General features: G+C 67.6%; 16 protein-coding genes and 6 pseudogenes. 11 read left to right on the forward strand and 11 right to left on the reverse strand.

Annotated features, from left to right (window positions below):
- Positions 1-19 precede the first annotated feature (19 nt).
- The 3 genes from OG883_RS40070 to OG883_RS40080 all read left to right on the forward strand — a co-directional run bounded on the left by OG883_RS40070 (position 20) and on the right by OG883_RS40080 (position 5,071).
- The gene (locus tag OG883_RS40070; RefSeq protein ID WP_266552015.1) at positions 20-832 is read left to right on the forward strand and encodes an IclR family transcriptional regulator C-terminal domain-containing protein; all 813 of its coding nucleotides are present in this window, start codon (positions 20-22) and stop codon (positions 830-832) included.
- Positions 833-1,721: 889 nt separating this feature from the next.
- The gene (locus OG883_RS40075; protein ID WP_266552018.1) at positions 1,722-2,495 is read left to right on the forward strand and encodes an ABC transporter ATP-binding protein; all 774 of its coding nucleotides are present in this window, start codon (positions 1,722-1,724) and stop codon (positions 2,493-2,495) included.
- 107 nt (positions 2,496-2,602) lie between these two features.
- On the forward strand, positions 2,603-5,071 hold the full coding sequence (locus tag OG883_RS40080) for an ABC transporter permease (RefSeq protein WP_266552021.1): 2,469 nt from the start codon (positions 2,603-2,605) through the stop codon (positions 5,069-5,071).
- Between the two features lie 45 nt (positions 5,072-5,116).
- Here the strand turns inward: OG883_RS40080 and OG883_RS40085 are convergent.
- The 3 genes and pseudogenes from OG883_RS40085 to OG883_RS46935 all read right to left on the reverse strand — a co-directional run.
- Positions 5,117-5,934, reverse strand: a protein-coding gene (locus OG883_RS40085; RefSeq protein WP_266552023.1) for an IS5 family transposase whose coding sequence is annotated in 2 segments (ribosomal slippage) — positions 5,117-5,592 and positions 5,592-5,934 — 819 coding nt in all. Because the reading frame shifts where the segments join, the coding sequence is not laid out codon by codon here.
- An 18-nt stretch (positions 5,935-5,952) separates the two neighbouring features.
- Positions 5,953-6,782, reverse strand: a protein-coding gene (locus OG883_RS40090; RefSeq protein WP_266553257.1) for an IS5 family transposase whose coding sequence is annotated in 2 segments (ribosomal slippage) — positions 5,953-6,437 and positions 6,437-6,782 — 831 coding nt in all. Because the reading frame shifts where the segments join, the coding sequence is not laid out codon by codon here.
- A 60-nt stretch (positions 6,783-6,842) separates the two neighbouring features.
- Positions 6,843-6,995 (reverse strand): annotated as a pseudogene (locus OG883_RS46935) (transposase); the annotation flags it as partial.
- A 139-nt stretch (positions 6,996-7,134) separates the two neighbouring features.
- Between OG883_RS46935 and OG883_RS40095 the strand changes: the two are divergent.
- The gene (locus tag OG883_RS40095) at positions 7,135-8,628 is read left to right on the forward strand and encodes a transposase (protein ID WP_266552026.1); all 1,494 of its coding nucleotides are present in this window, start codon (positions 7,135-7,137) and stop codon (positions 8,626-8,628) included.
- A 40-nt stretch (positions 8,629-8,668) separates the two neighbouring features.
- Here OG883_RS40095 and OG883_RS40100 read toward each other — a convergent pair.
- Positions 8,669-8,962, reverse strand: a pseudogene (locus tag OG883_RS40100) (transposase); the annotation flags it as partial.
- Between the two features lie 183 nt (positions 8,963-9,145).
- Entirely contained in the window at positions 9,146-10,306 is a 1,161-nt protein-coding gene (locus OG883_RS40105) for an IS701 family transposase (RefSeq protein ID WP_266533120.1), read from the reverse strand.
- 110 nt (positions 10,307-10,416) lie between these two features.
- Here OG883_RS40105 and OG883_RS40110 point away from each other — a divergent pair, with 110 nt between their 5' ends.
- Complete coding sequence (locus OG883_RS40110; protein WP_266537907.1) at positions 10,417-11,271, forward strand: IS5 family transposase; 855 nt, start codon at positions 10,417-10,419, stop codon at positions 11,269-11,271.
- 15 nt (positions 11,272-11,286) lie between these two features.
- On the opposite strand, the pseudogene OG883_RS40115 reads toward OG883_RS40110, so the two are convergent.
- Positions 11,287-12,282, reverse strand: a pseudogene (locus OG883_RS40115) (transposase); the annotation flags it as partial.
- A gap of 294 nt (positions 12,283-12,576) precedes the next feature.
- Here OG883_RS40115 and OG883_RS40120 point away from each other — a divergent pair.
- The 4 genes and pseudogenes from OG883_RS40120 (at position 12,577) to OG883_RS46940 (ending at position 15,316) form a co-directional block, all read left to right on the forward strand.
- The gene (locus tag OG883_RS40120; protein WP_266552038.1) at positions 12,577-13,080 is read left to right on the forward strand and encodes an N-acetyltransferase; all 504 of its coding nucleotides are present in this window, start codon (positions 12,577-12,579) and stop codon (positions 13,078-13,080) included.
- 239 nt (positions 13,081-13,319) lie between these two features.
- Positions 13,320-13,412 (forward strand): annotated as a pseudogene (locus tag OG883_RS40125) (IS5/IS1182 family transposase); the annotation flags it as partial.
- A gap of 153 nt (positions 13,413-13,565) precedes the next feature.
- Complete coding sequence (locus OG883_RS40130; protein WP_266552041.1) at positions 13,566-15,182, forward strand: IS4 family transposase; 1,617 nt, start codon at positions 13,566-13,568, stop codon at positions 15,180-15,182.
- Entirely contained in the window at positions 15,092-15,316 is a 225-nt protein-coding gene (locus OG883_RS46940; protein WP_323181078.1) for a transposase, read from the forward strand. The genes OG883_RS40130 and OG883_RS46940 overlap by 91 nt, the downstream gene beginning before the upstream one ends.
- A 38-nt stretch (positions 15,317-15,354) precedes the next feature.
- Here the strand turns inward: OG883_RS46940 and OG883_RS40135 are convergent.
- Positions 15,355-15,442, reverse strand: a pseudogene (locus OG883_RS40135) (IclR family transcriptional regulator); the annotation flags it as partial.
- A 466-nt stretch (positions 15,443-15,908) separates the two neighbouring features.
- Between OG883_RS40135 and OG883_RS40140 the strand changes: the two are divergent.
- Positions 15,909-16,310: a hypothetical protein gene (locus OG883_RS40140; RefSeq protein ID WP_266552043.1), complete on the forward strand. Its 402-nt coding sequence runs from the start codon at positions 15,909-15,911 to the stop codon at positions 16,308-16,310.
- A gap of 265 nt (positions 16,311-16,575) precedes the next feature.
- Positions 16,576-17,004 carry a contact-dependent growth inhibition system immunity protein gene (locus OG883_RS40145; protein ID WP_266552045.1) on the forward strand — a complete coding sequence of 143 codons (429 nt, stop codon included), beginning with the start codon at positions 16,576-16,578 and terminating at the stop codon, positions 17,002-17,004.
- 175 nt (positions 17,005-17,179) lie between these two features.
- Here OG883_RS40145 and OG883_RS40150 read toward each other — a convergent pair whose 3' ends face one another.
- The 4 genes and pseudogenes from OG883_RS40150 to OG883_RS47110 all read right to left on the reverse strand — a co-directional run.
- Positions 17,180-17,938: an MBL fold metallo-hydrolase gene (locus OG883_RS40150; protein ID WP_266552047.1), complete on the reverse strand. Its 759-nt coding sequence runs from the start codon at positions 17,936-17,938 to the stop codon at positions 17,180-17,182.
- 99 nt (positions 17,939-18,037) lie between these two features.
- Positions 18,038-19,015: a GlxA family transcriptional regulator gene (locus OG883_RS40155; RefSeq protein ID WP_266552049.1), complete on the reverse strand. Its 978-nt coding sequence runs from the start codon at positions 19,013-19,015 to the stop codon at positions 18,038-18,040.
- A 248-nt stretch (positions 19,016-19,263) separates the two neighbouring features.
- Complete coding sequence (locus OG883_RS40160; protein WP_266552052.1) at positions 19,264-19,683, reverse strand: hypothetical protein; 420 nt, start codon at positions 19,681-19,683, stop codon at positions 19,264-19,266.
- 232 nt (positions 19,684-19,915) lie between these two features.
- Positions 19,916-20,176, reverse strand: a pseudogene (locus tag OG883_RS47110) (DUF6300 family protein); the annotation flags it as partial.
- Positions 20,177-20,182: the final 6 nt, after the last annotated feature.

Genomic DNA, 20,182 nt, shown 5'->3' on the forward strand with positions numbered 1-20,182 from the left:
GCAGGTGAGAGCAGGTCCCATGCGGAACTACCAGGTGAAAACGATCAGCTCCTTGGAACGCGGGCTTCAGGTGCTGCGGGTCCTTCAGGAGATGCGTGCCGCGAGCCTCCACGATCTGCACCAGGCAACCGGCATCCCCAAGGCCACGCTGCTCCGGATCCTTCACACGTGCAACCAGCAGGACCTGGTGTGGCAGCGGCTGGCCGACGGGGCGTTCATCGCGAGCCTCAGACCGCAGCGCGCCCCGTACGACGACGCCGAGTGGCTCGGCGAACTGGCGTCGCAGGTTCTGGAAGAGCTGTGCGAACGCGTGATGTGGCCCTCCGTACTGACCGTGCCACGCCTCGATTACATGGAGACGATCGACACGAACAGCCCGAAGGCCTACTTCGACGAGGTCGTACCCGTCGCTCCCATCGGCTTCCGCTCGCACATGCTGCTCGGGGCCTCGGGCCGGGCCTACATCGCCTTCTCTCCCGAGCGGGAGCGGGAAGCGGTCCTGCGCCGCCTTTGCGAGCACGACGCCCCCGGGAACGAGTACGCCCACGACGCTGGATGGCTGCGCCGTCTCCTGGCGACCACTCGGTCACGTGGGTACAGCGTGCGGGCACCGGAGTACGACTTCGACGGACGCAACTCGATCGCCGTTCCGATCCGTGTGCATGGAGAGGTGCTGGGGTGCGTCAACGTGACCTGGCGCAGGACGGTCATGTCCGCACAGGAAGTGGCGCGTCGTCACCTGGATGACCTGCAGGACGCGGTGCGCCGGATCGAGGAAGGGGTCGCGGCAGAGGCCCCACGACGACTGGGCGGCCCTGCCGCGGGCGCGTGAGGCCCGATGGCGCGTCCGGCGCCGCAGGTCAGTCGACCGCTGCCACCCGCAGCGCCTCACGATGGGCTTGGGCACTGGTCCCGCCGCTACCTGCATGCGGGGGTCCCAGTTGTCCAGGGTCGCGGCGAGGTGGACGAAGAAGACGACGGGGATACCGCCCTTCGGGCCCAGCTCGCGGTAGAGGGAAGCGCGGACCAGATCTACCCTGCCGAGTGACCCGAAAGCGCCCCCGCGCTACCCAGCACCACCACACGACCGCCGAATGATCAGCTACACCACGAGAAGTGACACGATCATCGCCCGCTGCGTCGTGGGGCCCGGATGGTGCCGCCGGATCGGCCGGATGGGGGAGAGCGTTGGCTGAATGCGGGCGCGTACCGGCGAAGGGCGGCGTGGATCGGGCCGTGTGAGAAGGGGATCCAGGTGGGTGATAGTGAGCAATTGAACAGTACAGTCGACCAGTTGACATCGACGCGGGGCTGACGGTTTTGGAGACGAGTCAGCCGTGGCGGCGAGGGCGGAGCACAGCTCGACTTGGCTGCGCATCGGCCGAATGGCCGAGACGGCGACGGGTGGGTCCTGTCGGTCATGAGGCGCGTCCCGCCGGCGAGGGGGACGTCAGCCCCCTGCGGGAGCCCCATGTCCCCAGGCGGTTTCGACCGGGCGTCATCCCCGGAGCTGATGCAACGGCATACCTGAGGATGACGAGACCGTCTCTCGCATCAGACCCGGGCAGTCGGGATTTCGGTTGATCCGAGGGGCTCGTACGAACCGGACGATGGAGAAGTTCCCAGCGGGGTGGGGCATGGACTCCCGCGTCCATGGGCCGTCTATGCGGTCTGCGGCCCGCGCCCTGCGCCGCCTCTGGCGTCCGATCGGAGTAGTACCCATGACAACCGCCTCGCACGCTGCTTCTTACGCCCCCACCGTGGCCGCCTGGGCCACAGAGCTCTCCAAGGTCTACGGACAGGGCGATACCAAGGTGGTCGCCCTCGATCGGGTCAGCGTCGGCTTCGGGCAGTCCCAGTTCACCGCGATCATGGGGCCCTCCGGGTCAGGCAAGTCCACGCTGATGCACTGCGTGGCCGGGTTGGACAGCTTCTCCTCAGGCTCGGTCCGCGTCGGTAACGCCGAGCTCGGCTCCCTGACGGACGCTCAGCTCACCGCTCTCCGCCGGGACAAGGTCGGCTTCATCTTCCAGGCATTCAACCTGCTGCCGACCCTCACCGCGCTGGAGAACATCACGCTCCCGATGGACATCGCGGGCCGCGCGCCGGACAAGCAGTGGCTGAACATCGTCATAGAGATGGTCGGCCTGTCCGGCCGGCTCAGCCACCGTCCCGCCCAGCTCTCCGGCGGCCAGCAGCAGCGTGTCGCCGTCGCCCGGGCCCTCGCCTCCAAGCCGGACATCGTCTTCGGTGACGAGCCGACGGGGAACCTGGACTCGCGCGCGGGTGCCGAGGTCCTCGGGTTCCTGCGCCACTCCGTACGGGAGTTGGGCCAGACCGTTGTCATGGTCACCCATGATCCGGTCGCCGCCTCCTACGCGGACCGGGTCGTCTTCCTCGCCGACGGGCGGATCGTCGACGAGATGTACGAGCCCACCGCGGACGGGGTCCTCGATCGCATGAAGGCCTTCGACACCAAGTTCCGTACGAGCTGAGCCGAGCAGGCCGTACGAGCTGAGCCGAACCGGGCGGAACCGGACCGTATGAACCGGCGCCCCCAGATCGACCCCCGTCCTCCCTCACTCACCAGGACTACACCGCCATGTTCCGTACAGCCCTGCGCAACGTCCTCGCGCACAAGGCCAGGCTGCTGATGACCGTGCTCGCCGTCATGCTCGGCGTCGCGTTCGTCTCCGGCACTCTGATCTTCACCGACACCTACGAAAACGCCTCCAACAGCACGACGGCCAAGAGCTACGCCCACGTGGACGTCCAGGTCGTGGAGAACACCGACTACTCCGGCGACTCCAACGGCATCAGTCGGAAGACGGTCGACAAGATCGCCCGAGTCGAGGGGGTCGCCTCGGCCGCCGGGCGCGTCACCGGGCAGGCCTTTGTCGCCGACGAGGACGGCGGTCTCATCGCCAGTGGCTCGCTCAACACGGGCGCCAACTTCGCGCCGGGGAAGAACGGCAAGGACCCGCTCTACGCGGTCACCGACGGCAGGGGGCCCACCGGGCCCGGGCAGGTCGCGCTCGACAAGGACACCGCCGAGAAGGGTGGCTACGCCGTCGGTGACACCGTGTCCGTGGCCCTCGAGGGGCCGACGAAGAAGTACAGGCTCTCCGGCATCTTCACCACCGAGAACGAGATGGTGGCCGCAGGCGGCAGCCTGGTGCTGTTCGACACGCCGGTCGCTCAGCGGGTTTTCGGCGAGCCGGGCTTGTATGAGTACGTCACCGTCACCGCCGCCCCCGGCGTTTCGAGCTCCGAGCTCGCCGCAGCCATCGGCAAGGTGCTTCCGGAGTCCGCGAAGGCCAGGACAGGTCGGGAACTCGCAGAAGAGGAGAACAGGCTGGTGGCGGGAGACGCGGAGTTGCTCAACGGGCTCCTGTTCGCCTTCGCCGGCGTCGCGCTCTTCGTCAGTGTCTTCCTGATCTCCAACACCTTCACCATGCTGGCCGCCCAGCGCACCAGGGAAATCGCTCTGCTGCGCGCGGTCGGCGCCTCCCGCGGGCAGGTCACCCGGTCCGTGCTGATCGAGGCGATGGCGGGCGGCGCGGTTGCCGCGGCCGCCGGCCTCAGGCTCGGCGCCGCCATCGCCGCCGTAGCGCGTTCCACGGTCGACTTCGGCGGCGGGAACATCTCGGACGGGCCGCTGATCGTCACGTCGACGGCCTGGCTGCCGGCCCGTCGTGCCGCGAAGATCCCGCCGGTCGCGGCGATCGGTAGCGCGCACCTGCCGGCCACCGCCAGGTCCCTGGTTCTGCGGAACCTGCTCGGCGCCGCCATCACGCTGTTCGGCATGGCGGTCGTCGTCATGGGCGCCGGGGTCGGCGGCTCCGACGGCGGGGGGTTCGTCGGGTTCGGTGCCTTCCTCGCGGTGATCGGTGTCATCGTGCTGATCCCGTTGCTGTCCCGGCCCGTGATCGCCGTCGTGCAGCCCCTGCTGCGGCGCGGCTTCGGGGTCTGCGGCACGCTCGCGGGCCAGAACGCGGTACGCAGCCCGCGCCGTACCGGCGCCACCGCCTCCGCGCTGGCCATCGGGCTCACGCTGGTCAGCGCTCTGACCGTGCTCGGTGTCACCCTCGGTCAGTCTGTGGACGGGATGACCACGGACATCGTCAAGGCCGACTACATGGTCACGGACAACGGCGCGGGCCTGGACGCCTCGGCGGTCGCCGCCCTGCGCAAGGTCCAGGGCGTCACGGCGGTGTCTCAGGAGCAGCAGGCGTGGATGAGGATCGACGGCATCCAGGAGGATATTTCCGGCGTCACCCCGGCGGACTTCCAAAAGGCCCTCCACCTCCCGGTGGTCTCCGGCTCCCAGAACACGCTCGCGAAGGGGCAGATAGCCGTCGCCGAGAACCTCGCCCGGTCCAACGGCTGGAAGGCGGGGGACAGGCTGCCCGTGACGTACGGGGGATCCGGCAAGAGCGGCAAGCTGACCGTCGGGGCCGTCTTCGAGTTCAACGAGGTCGTCCTGCCGGTCGTCGTCTCCACGGACGTGATCGAACCGCACGCCACCGAGACGTCCATCTCGAAGATCTACGTCAAGACGGATGGCGGCACGAACGAGAAGGCACTCGGAGATGCCCTCGCCGGGCGCCCGGGGGTCAAGATCGGCGACCGGGAGGACATCCGCAACGATCTCAGCGGATACCTCAACACCCTGCTGAACGTCATGTACGGGCTGCTTGCGATCTCCCTGGTCATCGCGGTGCTGGGGGTGGTGAACACCCTCGCGATGTCGGTCTTCGAGCGGCAGCGGGAGGTCGGTATGCTGCGAACCGTCGGGCTCGACCGGCGGGGCGTGACGCGGATGATCCAGCTGGAGGCCGTGGTCATCTCGCTCTTCGGCGCGGTGATCGGGATCGGGCTCGGTGCCTTCCTGGGCTGGGCCGTCTGCGAGATCACGAAGGCGGACATCCCCGGATACGCGCTGGTGCTGCCGTGGGGCCAGTTCGCGCTCTTCCTGCTGCTGGCAGCGCTGGTCGGCCTGCTGGCCGCCGTGTGGCCCGCCCGCAGCGCGGCCCGGGTGAACATGCTCACCGCCATCAAGACCGAGTAGGCGGAGCGGGTCGCAGTACGGCCGTAGGCACACTTAGACGGTGTCCTATGTGGTTAGGCGGATGAGGCGCTTGTAGCAGCACAGGGCGGCGGCGAGGCCAAGAAAGGCCAGGTAGTTCCGGGGGTGGCGTTCGTAGCGGTGGTTGAGGCGGCGGTATCCGGTCAGCCAGGACATGGTCCGCTCGATGACCCACCTGCGACGGCCGAGTCGTTCGCTGGACTCGATGCCTTTGCGGGCGATCCGCACCCCGATGCGTTTGCCTCGTAGCCATTTACGCAGGTGGGGGATGTCGTAGGCCTTGTCGGCGTGCAGGCGTTGGGGCCTGAAGTGACGGCCGCGGTGGGGGTCGTGTCTCGTTTGGAGACCCGCCACCATGGGCTTCAGACCTTCGCTGTCATGGGTGTTGGCGGCGGAGAGCCCGACGACCAGGGGCAGTCCGCTCGCGTCCGACAGGACGTGCATCTTGGAACCCGGCTTGCCTCGGTCCACGGGGCTCGGACCTGTGAGTTCGCCCCCTTTTTAGCCCGGACGTGGGCGGAGTCGAGGACGACTCGGGAGACGTCGATGAGGCCTGCGTCGTCGAGTTGGTGCAGGACCGCTTCGTGCAGCCGGCCCCACACCCCGGCCCTCGACCAGATCATGAACCGGCGATGCGCGGTCGACTTCGATATGCCGAAGCACGGTGGCAGGGCCCGCCAGGCGCAGCCGCTGACGAGCACGTAGATGATCGCTGCGAACAACGTCTCATCAGGCGTGTTCGGTGTTCCACCGCCCTGCGGTCGCACTCGTTCCTCCGGAATCAACGGCCTGGCGAGCTCCCATAAGCCGTCCGGAACAATCCAACTCCACGTACCCCGCCCCATGAATAACCCAACGAGTGATCACCACATAGGACACCGTCTAAGAGGATGTCCTGATCGGTTGAGGCGCCGGCAGCAGATCAGGGCACTGGCCAAGCCGACGAAGGCGAGGAAGTGCCCGGCCTTGCGCTCGTAGCGGCGGTGCAGGCGACGGCAGCCGTTCAGCCAGGACATTGTGCGCTCGACTACCCAGCGGTGCCGGCCCAGGCGGCCGGACGGTTCGACGCCGCGGCGGGCGATGCGCGGCACCATCTGCCGACGGCGCAGCCATCCTCGCAGGTGGTCGAAGTCGTAGCCCTTGTCCGCGTGGAGTTTGGCCGGGCGGCGGCGCCGGGGTCCATAGCGGGAGCGGATCGGCGGGATGCCGCGCATCAGCGGGATCAGGGCCTGGCTGTCGTGGAGGTTGGCGCCGGAGATACCCACCGAGATCGGCAGTCCGTTGCGGTCACAGATGACGTGCATCTTCGATCCGAGCTTGCCGCGATCGGTCGGATTCGGTCCGGTCAGGGGCCCCCTTTGACCGCTCGGACACTGGCCGAGTCGATCGCGCAGCGCGACCAGTCCAGCTCGCCGTTCGCGCCGAGCCGGTCGAGGACCACGCGGTGCAGCTTGGCCCAGACCCGGGCCGCGGACCAATCAGTGAAACGGCGGTGGACCGTCTGCCAGGAGGCCCCGAAGACCGGTGGCACCTGCCGCCAGGTACAGCCCGAAGTAGCGACGAAGATGATCGCGGCCAGCACCGCGCGGTCATCGCACCTCCGGCGGCCTCCACCTTGGGCGCGTACCGGCGGCTCCGGCGCCACATCCTGGAAGATCTCCCACAGCCCGTCCGGCACCAGGCGCACAACCATGTCCATGCCCAGAGCAACGAGCGATCGCCAATCAAGACACCGTCTAAGCTTGTTCTTTATCTACCAAGATCTTCCGGGCTTGCCGATGGCCTTGAGGGTCTCGGCGCGTTTGACGGTCTTGCCGACGTCGTAGCGGGGTGCCCGGTGTTTGTTCTTGGCGCCGGGTGGCCGTCCGGGGCCGGCGCCTCGGGGTTTGGGAACACGGGTTGGGCAGTCGGGAGGCTGTCGCACGGCTCCTGCCCGGTGAAGGTCAAGAGCGATTCGTTGTTCGGTTCCGAGGATCCAGGAGGCGTCGGAATCTTGGCTGGTGGGGCGGAACTTCTGGTCGTGCGACCGTGAACGTGATCTTGAGATGCCGCGGGATGTCCGGGAGTGGCTGCCGCCCGAGCACCTGTGCTGGAAGGTGCTCGACGTCGTCGAGCTACTTGACCTGTCGGCGTTCGAGAACAGCTACCGTGACGACGGGCGGGGCGGGGTGGCCTACCCTCCCGCGAGCCTGATTGCGCTGCTCCTGTACTGCTACAGCAAGGGAGTGCGTTCCTCCCGTCGCATCGAGCAGGCTTGCTGGGACGACGTGGGCTGCCGAATCATCACCGCGAACCGCCGAGTGGACCACTCCACCGTCGCGCGGTTCGTACGACGCCACCGTGCCGCCTTGAACTCACTGTTCGTGCAGGTGTTGTCGCTGTGCGGCCGACGTGGCCTGGTCGATCTTTCGGCGGTGGCCGTGGACGGCTCACCGATGGAGGCGAACGCCTCACGCGACGCCAACCAGCGGCTCCAGCGCCTGGAGGAGACCATCTCCCAGTACGAGAAAGAGATCCACGCGTTGATGGAGGATGTAGTCGACCACGCGCTGAGCGTCGAGGCCGATGACTCGGCAGCACAGGGAGATGGCGAGGACGCGTGCGACAACTGGCCTCGCCTGTCCCGGCTGTGCGACCGGCTCACCCGGGCCCACTTGGCCAGGGACAGACTGCATGAACGGGCTATGCCTTCACCCACCGAGATCCGGATCAAGGTCGAAGCCGCCGAGCGGATGGTGGCCCGCGCGGAGAAGCGCCTGGCCGCCGAGACCGAGGCTCACCAGGAGAAGCTGAAGAAGTACGAGCTCCGCGTCCGAGAGGACCGGGCGGCAGGACGTCGTGGAGCGAACGGACGGCCGCCGGTCCCGATGGAGCACAAGACCGTCCTCGTTCGCCAGCGAACGCGACTGGTGAAGATGCGGGCCTGGCTGGAGCGGGCCCGCACACCCCGACCGGCCCCCTCCCCGGAGTCCCGTTCCTGCCTGAGCGATCCCGACTCCCGGCTGATTCCCGGCAAACGCGGCGGCTACCTGCAGGGATACAACATCCAGATCGTGTGCGCCCGCCGTCAATTCTTGCTGGCCATCGAAGCGCACGACAATCCCTCGGACAGGACGGCCCTCGTTCCGATGGTGAAGAAGACCCAGCACAATCACCAGGCCGCACGGCTCCCCGGCGACATCCAACTCTGGCTCGCCGACAGCGGGTACGCTTCCGCCGCGTCCTTCGAGGCCCTCGCCGACCTCCCGCTACTGGTCTCGGTCACCAGCGATGCCGACCAGGCAGGCTTTCCCGCGAAACGTCAGCAGGCCCCTGCCGGCCAGCAGGACATGGCGGCCCGCCTCGCCACCCCAACAGGACGGGCCCAGTACCGTCAACGCAGTGCCCTGGTCGAGCCGGGATTCGCCCGGATCTTCCAACGCTTCGGACGGCACCTCAACTACCGCGGCCGCCAGGCGGTGGACGCCGAGATCAAGCTCCTCGGCACGGTGCACAACCTCAACAAGCTCATCAACCACACGCCCAAGAAGCACTCTTGACCTTCACCGGGCAGGAGCCGTGCGACAGCCTCTCGGTCTTCGGGCGGATGTGCCGGAAGTCGCGGCGGACCCGGGCCGGGGTGAGCCGGTCGGAGGTGGCGGGTTTCTCCCAGGGCCGGCGGAGGTCCGCGGCGAGCGGCCGGGCGAGCCGGAGCTGGGTGTGAGCGACGATCAGGATCCAGGTCCAGCGGTCCGCCGCCTCGGGAGTACGGAGTTTCGGAGTGGTCCAGCCCAGGGTCTGCTTCGCGAAGCGGAAGGTGTGCTCCAGATCGAAGCGACGGAGAAATGCCTGCCAGAAGCGGTCCACGTCGTCCGGGGTTGCGCCGGTCTTAGTACTGCAACGGTCTTTGCTCTGATGGTTTGTTGGCTTCTGGTGGTGTGTGGCCGCGTCGTTTGTAGTGGCTGATGCGGGCTTGGTGTTGTCGTCTGCGGCGCCAGTGTGACCAGTGCAGGACGTGGTCGGTGCTTGGGCGGGGTCGAGTGAGGCGGGTGATCAGGCGTCTGAGTTCGGGGAGGGTCAGGGGTATGAGCTGGGAGGATCCGTTTCTGCTTTCCCGGTGTCGAGTTCACGGGCCCGCAGGACGGTGAGGCAGGCGTGTGCGGCCATGGCCAGGGTGATGTGGCGGTGCCAGCCGTCGTAGCGGCGGACCTGGTAGTCGTCCAGGCCGCACTCCTGCTTCGCGGTCTGGAAGCACTCCTCGACCGCCCACCGGCTGCCCGCGATGCGGATCAGCTCGTCGAGTGTGGTGTCGGCCGGGCAGTAGGCGATGTAGTAGGAGATCTCCTCGGGCCGGCGGACACTTCGGCGGGCGATCACCCAGTGACGACGGTCCTCGCGGTGCCAGGGACGGACCTCGACCCTCGCCCAGTCGTAGACCCTCGGGCCGTGGGCGCCGTTGCCGCAGGAACGGCGCTTCCACTTCTGCCGGGACAGCCCGGGAAACAGATCGTGAACGGGGTGGTCCATGGCCCAGCGGGTGACGACGGTGTCATGCCGGGTGGTGGCCATCACGTGGAAGACATCCGCCCGCTCCAGCTCAGAACGCCAGCCCTTGGAGAAGCCGTAGGCGGCGTCGGCGGTCACCCACCGGAACGGGATCCGGTCCGTGATCGCCCGGCGGACCATGGCCTTGGCCATCACCACTTTCGTCTCGAAGGCGACCGTGTCGTCGATGCCCGCGGCCCGGCACCGGTCGCGGTCATCGGTCCATGAGGTGGGCAGATAGAGGCGGCGGTCGATCAATGTGCGGCCGCGTCCGCCGGCATAGGCGAGGAAGACCCCGATCTGGGAGTTCTCCGTCCGGCCGGCGGTTCCGGAGTATTGGCGCTGGACCCCGGCCGAGCGGATGCCCTTCTTCAGGAACCCGGTGTCGTCCACGATCAGCACCGCATCCGGATCGCCGAGGTGCTCGACGACGTAGTCCCGCACGTCGTCCAGGACTTCGTCCGCGCTCCAGTCGATCCGGTTCAGCAGCCGGTGGATCCGGTCCGGGCCGCCATGCCCGGCCTCCTCGGCAAGCGTCCAGCCGTTCTTCCGCTCCAGCGGAGCTATCAGCCCCCGCATATAGGCGAGAGCCGACTCCCGCGGCTCCGACCTGGAGAAACGGTGCACGAACCGCTCGTGCAAGGCCTTCAGTTCACCGGCCCACGACCGGGCATCAGCAAGTTCCCCACCCATGACCTGATAAACGACCGACCTGCCCAACCGTCACGGCAAGCACCGTTGCAGTATTAGAGCGTGTCTGAGATCCGCCGTATCGGCTGTATGGGTGACTCGTTGAGTGGTGTGTGAGTGCTGCTGGGGATGGTTACCCGTCTGATCTGACGGATGAACAGTGGGCGTTGATTGAGCCGTTGCTGCCTGCTCCAAGGACGGGTCGCAAGGGCGGGCGGCGGGAGAAGCACCCGCGTCGGCGGATCGTGGACGCGATCTTGTACTTGGCGCGGACCGGGTGCCAGTGGCGGTATCTGCCCAAGGATTTCCCGCCCTTCCAGACGGTGTACTGGTACTTCACCTGGTGGCACGACGACGGCACCGTGGAGCGCGTCCACGACGCGCTGCGGGTCAAGGTCCGCGAGGCCGACGGCCGTTCCGCTGAGCCGTCCGCGGGCCTGGTCGACTCGCAGTCCGTGCGGGCGGCCGACACGGTGCCGAAGTCCACCAGCGGCTTCGACGCGGGCAAGAAGACCAAGGGCCGCAAACGGTTCATCGTCACCGACACCCTCGGCCTCCTCCTGGCCGTGCACGTGCTGGCCGCAAGCGTCCAGGACCGCGACGGAGCCAAGCGCTCCCTGCTGTGGACCCGCCTGGACCACCCAACCATCGAGAAGATCTGGGCCGACCAGGGCTTCGCCGGCCGACTCGTCGAGTGGTCCTCTGCCGTCTTGCACCGCACGCTGGAGATCGTCCGCAAGGACCCCGGACAGCGCGGCTTCAAGGTCCAGCCGAAGCGCTGGGCGGTGGAGCGCACGTTCGCCTGGATCACCACACGCCGCCGCCTGGCCTGCGACTACGAACGCAACCCGGCCCACTCCGAAACCATGATCCGCTGGGCCATGACCGACCTGATACTCCGCCGACTCACCCGAGGCCGACCCGCCACCCGCCAAGGACCCCGACCACTACGGAAAATCACCCCGTAACCCGATCTCAGACACGCTCTTAGAGGACCATAACCACACCGGCGGGGCATCCCGGTCCTTCGACAGATGCTCGACCTTCAACCGCATCAACGTCCCCTCGACCAACGGCAGTTCACCATCGTGGTCGAGCCAGGAGGAGCGGTGGGTGAGCCTTGGGTGGACCCGGTCCCACGCCTGGGTCTCGGCCTTGCCGTAGTTGGTCGTGTCCGTGACCGTGGTGATCGCGGGCTCGGGCCAGGTTTCCGGCTTGGTGAAGCGGAATTCCGGACCGTGCTTGGGCGGCCGGCCGTTGACGCCGTGCATCCTCGGCGGCTTCGGCAGACGCATCACGCGGTCGGAGCGGACCCGGCCGACCAGCTCGACCGGCAGGTCGCGCAGGACCCAGGCCAGGCGGGTGACGTCGTAGCCCGCGTCGCTGACGACCACGATATGCGGGTCCCCGGTCTGCCACTGGCCTGCGGCGATGAGCCGCTCGACGACACCCCTCAACTGGGCGGCGGTGATCGCGGTCGCGTCGTCCGCAGGGCCGAGCCGCACCGCGTCCAGGATCGCGGTCCAGGACGTGGCACCCGGCTCCAGCACGGCCACGAAGGAGTAGGGCCAGCCCGGAATGAACTGCGACGCCGTCTTCGCCCGGCCGTAGACGTGGCAGAACAGCCGCTCCGCCGAACACGGCGCGTCCGAACGAAGCCACGGCGACACATCGACCGCCAGCACCAGGCGCCCGCCGTCGAAACGCGGCAGCGACAGCCCGGCCAGCAACGCCCGCAGCCGACCGACGTCGAGCCGGCCGTGGTTCAAGCCGCCGTACATCGCTCCGTGCCCACGACGATGCTCGGGCAACAGCGTCAAGTCCACCGGGGACTTCACCGCACCGTCCGCACACAGCACCGCGTCCGCCAACTCGAACAACTCGTCGCGCCGAGCGGTCAGACACTCGTAGAACTCTCCCCGGAAGCGTGACGCTTCCGCGAACGCTTCCCTCCGGACAGCATCAGGCAGCAGACTCACCCTCACGGCCTTCGTCGTGGTCACGTGCACCTTGGTCGGAGCACATGATCAGGCGAAGGCCGCCCCCGCGTCCGGCGAATCCCCAGGTGAGCGACTCAGTTCGAGACACCATTCGAGACCGGAAGATAAAGAACAAGCTGAGAAGCCGTTGCTATACCGATCATGGAGTCTGTCGATCGAACGGGAGTCTCGATCGGGGGATCGCGGGCCCTGCCCGGCATGAGAGCAGGGCCTGGCGGTATACGGGGAAAATCCAGGGGATCGGACGGCCGCGCGCTGCTACGGTCGGGCGCCATGAGCTGGCTTCCCGATGACTTCGTCCACCCCGTCCTGGTACCGCTGCCGGGCGGTGGTCACCACCTGCGGCCGATCCGGGAGGCGGACACCCCGCTCGACTATCCGGCTGTGATGGGTTCGCGCGAGCGGCTGTGGACCATCTTCGGCCCGGCCTGGGGCTGGCCCGCGGCCACCATGACCTACGAGGCCGACAAGGCCGACCTGTTGCGGCACGAGAAGGAGATCGCCGCACACCAGTCTTTCAATTATGCGCTGTTCGACGCGGCGGAGACAGCTCTACTCGGCTGCGTCTACATCGACCCACCGGAGAGGGCCGGCGCGGACGGCGAGATCTCCTGGTGGGTGGTGGACGAGCTGGTGGGCAGCAAGGTCGAGCAGGCCCTCGACGCGCTGGTGCCGCAGTGGATCGCCGCCGACTGGCCGTTCGAGCAGCCGCGCTTCATCGGCCGCGAGATCTCCTGGTCGGACTGGCTCGCCCTGCCGGAGCATCCCGACGGGTAAGTAGCTTTTGTCGTACTGCTCTTGGGACTTGGTGATCGAACAGCCGTCTCGATTGGGTGGTCGTCGGGTGCTCGGTGCATGCGAGGAGGGCCTCCTGAACAGCTCGCTGGTGTCGAATCACCGAGCATCAGGAGGCCCTGGTGTCGCAGTCTTGCGTGCCGATGCCCGTGCAGTCCACCGCGGGCACTCGGGAGTGTGACTGTCTGGCTCACCGGTTCGGAAACGCTGCCGACAATCGCCTGCGAGACCGTCGGTATCCGTCGGACATGACGGACGCGGAGTGGGCGGCGGTCCGGCCGCTGCTGCCGGTGCCGGGGTGGTTGCGCGGTCGGGGAGGACAGCCCGAGGGCTACTGCCACCGTCAGATGCTGGACCAATGCCCCGAAGTTAAGGGCCTGTTGCCGGTGTCAAGGTGCGCGAGATACGGGAAGGGCCTCTGCTATCCAGGGGATCGACCAAGATCTTCCTGAGAAAGCAGAGGCCCGGTGGCTCAGTCTGTCATGCGCGCAACCGACGTGTTCGCGCCTGGACATATCGGTGAGTTGACGCAGGTCATCCCACCCGAGTTGGTGGATGCGGTGCTGGACGAGACCGGAGCCCGAGAGCGGCGGCTACGGAGCCTCCCCTCGCGCGTCGGGGTGTACTTCGTGCTCGCACTCGGCCTGTTCGAGCATCTGGGTGCCGGAATGGTGTGGGGCAAGCTCGTGGCCGGGCTCGCCGCTGTCGTGCCGCGGCCGTCAGAGAAGGCACTTCGTGATCTGCGTCGGCGGGTCGGCGTGGCCCCGCTCAAGCGGCTGTTCGACGTGCTGGCCGGCCCGCTGGCTCAGCCGTCCACACCTGGAGTGCGCTACCGACGCTGGCGCACGGTCGCCTTCGACGGCTGCGGGAGCTTGAACGTCCCCGACCACGAGCGCAACCGGTCCTGGCTCGGCCGCACCGAGCGCCGCCACGGTCCGGCAGGCTACCCCCGGATCATGCTCATGACCCTGTGCGAGACCGGCACACGCGGCCTCATCGCCGCAGACTTCGGCCCCGCGACCAAGGGCGAGGCCGACTACGCCCACGACCTGGTCGGCCACCTGAGCTCGGACATGCTCCTCCTGGCGGATCGCGCCTTCGACAGCAATGAACTACTCGCAGACATCGCGGCTCAAGGGGCGCAATTCCTGATTCGCGCCACCAGCGTCCGACGCCCACCAGTGCTGGCGCTACTGCCCGGCGGCTCCTACTTGACGCGGATCGCAGGCCTCTCGTTGCGGATGATCGAGGCCGAGATCCGCTCCCGCACCGCCGACGGCGGCGACTTCGGCGGAACCTACCGCCTGCTGACCACGCTCACCGACCATCGCACCGATCCCGCCGACCACCTGGTGCGTCTCTATCACGAACGCTGGGAGATCGAGATCACCTACCTGGCGCTCCGTCACACTCTACTCAAGGGCCGAGTTCTCCGATCGAAGGACCCAGTGGGCCTCGAGCAGGAAATGTGGGGACTTCTCACGCTCTACCAAGCCTTGCGCTCGGTGATGGTGACCGCGGTGGAGACAACGCCCGGCTGCGACCCGGACCGGGCCGGCTTCACCGTCGCTCTGGAGGCCGCCCGTGACGCGATCGTCAGCCTCATCGGAACGACCTCAGCGTCGGGGCCGAGTAACGGCTCCGACCTGGTGGGACACATCGGCGCCCGCGTCCTGCAGGCGCTGCTTCCCAGGCGCCGAATGCGGCTGTCCGCCCGCATCGTCAAGTGCGGAACCTCCCGCTACAACATCTGGAATCGTGACGGTCGCCCCCGCGGCAGCACACCGATCACCGGCATCGCGATCACCGTGCACCCACCGTCCCTGTCCAGTGCGCACGATCCAGACCAGGCTCCCACGGGCCGTTGGGGCCGGGTCTGCCAGATCCTGGCCGCGAACTCCAACAAGGCCATGCACGCCCGTGACATCACACTGCGTCTCGACCTCGCCAACTCCGGACTCCCCCTGAGCCGCCTCAATGCACAACTCTGCTACTGGGCCCGCAACGGCCGGCTCATCCGCACCGCACCGAGCACCTACAAGATCACCTTCCCCGATCCCTTGACACCGGCAACAGGCCCTTAACTTCGGGGCATTGGATGATCGACGCGATCCGGTATCTCGTGGACAACGGGATCAAGTGGCGAGCGATGCCGGTGGACTTCCCGGCCTGGGACCGGGTCACGCATTCTTCCGCCGATGGCGGGAGACCGGGCTGATCGCCGAGTTCCACGACCGGCTGCGCGGGAAGGTCCAAGTCGACCCATTCGTTGACGGCGGGGGTGACGGGCCCGTCGGCCATCTGCGTGATGTGGACTTCGCCGTCACCTGCTCACCCAGCTCGACCACGACACCCGGGCCGACCACCTCGCCCGCCACAAAACCGCCACCCCCAAGAGCGACTGCGCCCGATCCTGACCATGCTCTGCGAGGAGGAATTCGCGCAGCCCTTGGCTGACGCCATCTACGCGCCCGGGCCCGCAATCGACCGCCTCACCACACCCGGCCCGCACCGGTATCCAACTCCAACGGACCCTGGCTCTCGCCCGCGACAGCATCGGCGCCGCTGTCTACCTCAGCCGCTACTGCGAGGCTCACACGACGCACGATCACCAACGGCCGCACCCTCTTCGATACTCTCGACCGCCTTGCCCCCAACGAACCCGTCTTCGACCTACGCGAATACTCCCCCCGCGTGGTCTGCTCTGCCGTACCCATCACCATCGGCACCGACGCTGGCAGCCTCGCCCTGTCCCTGCCCCTCACCAGCGCCGGTCGCCTGAAGCCTGCGACCGAAGCCCTGGCACGCAAGTGCCCGTCCTGCTCACCCTCCTGCTTGCCGGTGCCCTCCCGCCCGACGGCCCGCAGGAAGAGACCAGCACGCTGCTCGACTCTGCGAACAGCGTCATCACGGCGGGCACCCTCGAACACCTGCGCAGCATCTTCCGTACTCCACTCACCGCGAAGGCCATCCAACAGGCGGCGCTCTCGCCCACGCCAGGCCCCCACCTGGCCACCGAAGCTGCAAGCTCCGCCCTCTACCTGTTCGATGCCGCACCGGTCCCCACCGATGCGATGGAGCAGCCCTGTCTCGCCCTTCCGCACACCTACACAACACCCACATCGACAACCGCGGGTGAACTCCCCCACCCACTCGATCATTCCTGGAGCCACCAGGCCCCGGCCGACGGGCTTCTCGTCTTCCGCACATGAGATCTGTCCAACACTCGGCTCCTGCAGGGCGAAAGACATATGTCGACTGGTCGCTTGGGCACGGCGCCCGCCAAGATCTGGCCACCGACCCCGCCGGCACCGCGCCTATTCACGGCTTCCTTCTCAGCCCGCAACGAGGCCGAACAGTGCGGCATCGTCGGCGAACCGCCCACCTCCCGGGCCCAGCGAGCCTTCGTTACAGTCGAGGTGACGCTCTGCGAGGCCGCGCTTAATAGAAGCGGTCCTTGGGACCGCGTTCGAGATCTTGCATCTGCGAGAGAATCGGCTGGTGACTGGATTCATCGACCGTGCTCGGTCCCTTGAGGAGCTTGAACGTGAACGCTGGCAGGCTCCCCCAGCCGATGCCACCCGTCTCGTTGCGACGGTGCATGCCCTGCGAAGTCGGCCGATCGGGACTCTGACCGTTGAGGACCTGCGGCTGCTGATCGGGCAGGATGTTGGGCTACTGGTGCTTCTTCCGTTCGCGGTCGAGGTGCTTCGTGACAACCCGCTGGCCGAAGGCGATATGTACGAGGGCGACCTGCTGTCCGCGGTCCTGACCAGGAGCCCGACAGTCTGGGGCGCTCACCCGGAGCTCGCAAACCAACTGAACGTCATCGTCGGCGGCCTCACCGACCTATCGCCGGACCTACGAAGCGTGGTCGAGGAGTTCGCCGCCGTCCAGGACTCCTGACGCCTGGGGGTGCCTGACCGTCTACTACGGAGCTGTCCGCCGGAGAGGCCGTGGTCCTGACCGTTTGGCCGGGCGTCCTCGGGTGAGCCGGCGGACCATGATGCCGATCATCGCCCAGGGTCCCGGGCTTGCCGTGGGCGGGCGACGGCAGGGGGCGCCTTTGCTGCGGCTGCCGTTAGGCTGCGTGGTTGTCCGTGCGGGTAGCGATTCGCCCGGCTGCTTTGAGCCGGGACAGACGGTGGTGTTCCCGGGCGGCCCACCGTCGGACCCGCTTGGGTTCCAGCGCGGTGCCGTGTCCGACGTGGAGTCTGGTGGGGTTGAGGGCGAGCATCTTTCGCAGGCTGGCGAGGTTGTGCAATGGGTCGTCGTGGAAGGGAGGGTTGGCCGGGCGGCCCGGGATGAGGCCCATGAAGGAGTTGGCGATCAGGTCGCCGGCGACGAGGTCTCCTTGGTCGGTAAGCACGGAGATCGACCCGGCGGTGTGTCCGGGGGTGGGCATGATGCGCGCTGCGATCCCGAAGTCCTCCAGGGCTGTCTCACCGCGGACGAGTGCGTCGGGTTCGAGCGGTTCGGCCTGGACGTGCAGGTTCTTGTTCCTGGACATGAGGCGGCCCATCGGCCCGGTGGGCAGGTACGGTTCGCGGACCCGGCCGGTGCGGAAAGGTCCTAGGTCCGCGATGTGGCCTGCCACCGGTGCCCCGGTCAGGCGGTGCAGTTCGGCGGCGGAGCCGAAGTGGTCGATGTGGCCGTGGGTGATGACGATCAGCGAGATGTCGGTCGGGTCCACGCCGTGCGCGGCGATCTGCTCGTAGATCCTTTGCCCGCTTCCGGGCGTCCCGGCGTCAACGATGACGGGCCGTCGGCCCAGCAGCAGGTAGGCGTTGATGCTGTGCCGGCCCATGACCGGGATGGGGACGACCTTGGTTTGGGACACAGTTTTCTCCCTGGTGGTGTCGTGGTGTTCGTGCGGGCGTGGCTGCGTTCCGCCGGGCGGTGGTGTGCGCGGCGGGTGAGCGGTCGGTGGATGCGTGGGCTAGCGGAAGCGGCGCCGGTATTCAGCGGGGGTGGTCCCCAAGCGACGCTGGAAGGAGCGGTGCAGGGTCTCCACTGAGCCGAGGCCGCTGATGGCGGCGATCTCTGGCAGGCTGCGGTCGCTCTCCTGGAGCAATCGGCGGGCGGCCTCCAGTCGGGCGGACTCGACGTAGGCAGCCGGTGTGGTGGCGGTGCGCTGGCGGAACAGTCGTGAAAAGTGGCGCACGCTCAGATGTAGTCGTGCGGCAAGGGCTTCGGCGGAGAGGTCTTCGGTGAGGTGCTCGCCGATCCACACGCGCAGGTCGTCGATGTGGTCGCCGGTGACGGTCGGAACGGCGAGCGGGACACTGAACTGGCTTTGGCCGCCGGAGCGTTTGACGTACATGACCATCATCCGGGCGGTGGCCAGGGCGAGATCCTGGCCATGGTCCTCGGCGACCATCGCCAGTGCCATGTCCATCCCCGATGTGACACCGGCGCAGGTCCACACACGGCCGGCACGGATGAAGATCGGGTCCGGATCGACGGCGACCCTTGGGTTATCGGCGGCCAACCGCGCGGCCGTGAGCCAGTGCGTCGTGGCGGACACGCCGTCCAGCAGGCCCGCCGCGGCCAGCAGGTGCGCGCCCGCGCAGATCGAGCCCATCCGGTGGGTTCGGGGCGCCGCTTCACGCAGCCAGTCGATGATCCCGCTGTCGAGCACCGGCTCCACACCCTCCCGGCCCACGGTGACCGCGCCCGACACCAGCAACGTGTCCACGTAGCCGTCCACCTCTTGCAGCGTCAGATCGGCCATCAGCCGGACGCCACTGGAGGTGACCACCGGTCCGCCGTCGGCCGTCGCGATCCGTACGACGTATCCGGGCTCACCGGCATCGGCGACCCGTGTGGCGACCGAGAACACCTCGGCCGGACCCGTGACGTCGAGCAGTTCGACGCCGGGGAAGGCCGCGATGACGACTCTGTGCGGTTGGAGCATGCGCTGATCATTCCGCCACGGGCTCGATGGCCGCAATGACGACTTTCTGTCAGATCCGGCCATTGGACGGCAGCCAGGCGGTGGGATGAGCCCATCGAGCACCGACGCCAAGAACGCCCATGCCCTCCAGGCCCGCTCGACCCGCCGGGGGCCAGCACCCGCCACATCGTTGCAATATCAACCAACTCAGGCGAAGAGCAGCAGTGAGGAAAATTCAGGCTCTGACCGGACTTCCGTGAAGCCAGTGATCAGGAAGGCTGCGGAGAGAGCCACGGCCGGCCGTCAGGTGCCGCAGCGGGACGGTCGGCCAGTACGTAATCGCAGTACTCGTCACCGGCCATGGACTCATTTACCCAGCGTTCGCGTACGGCTCCGGTCCTGGTTTCGGCAGCGTCCAAAGCAGCAAGCGGATCGTTCGCGGTTGCTAGAAGGAGGCCGAAGTCCTCTTCCTCGCTGTCAAACAACGGTGGCAGCGAATCCAGGTCACCAGTAAGGGGTTCGCAGTCGAGAGCGGAGTGCAGGTAGACCTCGCAAGTGCCTTGGTTGGGCCGTATCTCGACCCAGCAGATTCCGGGCCGCTCGGCGCTTCCAGACGGTCCGAGGAACTGCTCGACGGCACACCCCCGCTTGAGGGCACCGAGGATGAGTGGTTCTGCCAGGTAGCGCACGTCGGCAGACTACGGCGGGCATTGGCGAGCCAGCGCGCAGGTATAGGAGCAGGGCCCGGACGACCTTCCGGATGAGAGTTCGGAAGAGAGGAAGAAGTAGGGCCCGTTCAGCAAAGCGGCCGGTACCGCGTGACAGCGGTACCGGCCGTTCAAGGATCTGGATCAGAGTTCTCCCCGCCGCCAACGTTCCTTTTCGTCGGCGAGCAGACTCTCGTCCACCGGGTCGCAGCTGTACGGACTCCACCCAGGCGGCGACGAGTTCGCCGAACACTTCGACGTTGGACAGGCTGACTTGGTCGTCTACCGCGAAGAGGGCCAGCAGCTCGTCCGCAGCCTGTTCACCGCGGTTGCACTCCGGGCCCAACACCGCTCCCCGAACGCCGTTCACGTCCTCGCCGCGGGCGTTCTTCCACGAGTGCGCGAACTGGGCCAGGAGCAGGCCCGGTCCGCCGCACGGCGAGCAGTTCGGCGGATCTGCGAGCTGGAGGACAATCTCCTC

The organism is Streptomyces sp. NBC_01142 (assembly GCF_026341125.1).
Classification (GTDB): domain Bacteria; phylum Actinomycetota; class Actinomycetes; order Streptomycetales; family Streptomycetaceae; genus Streptomyces.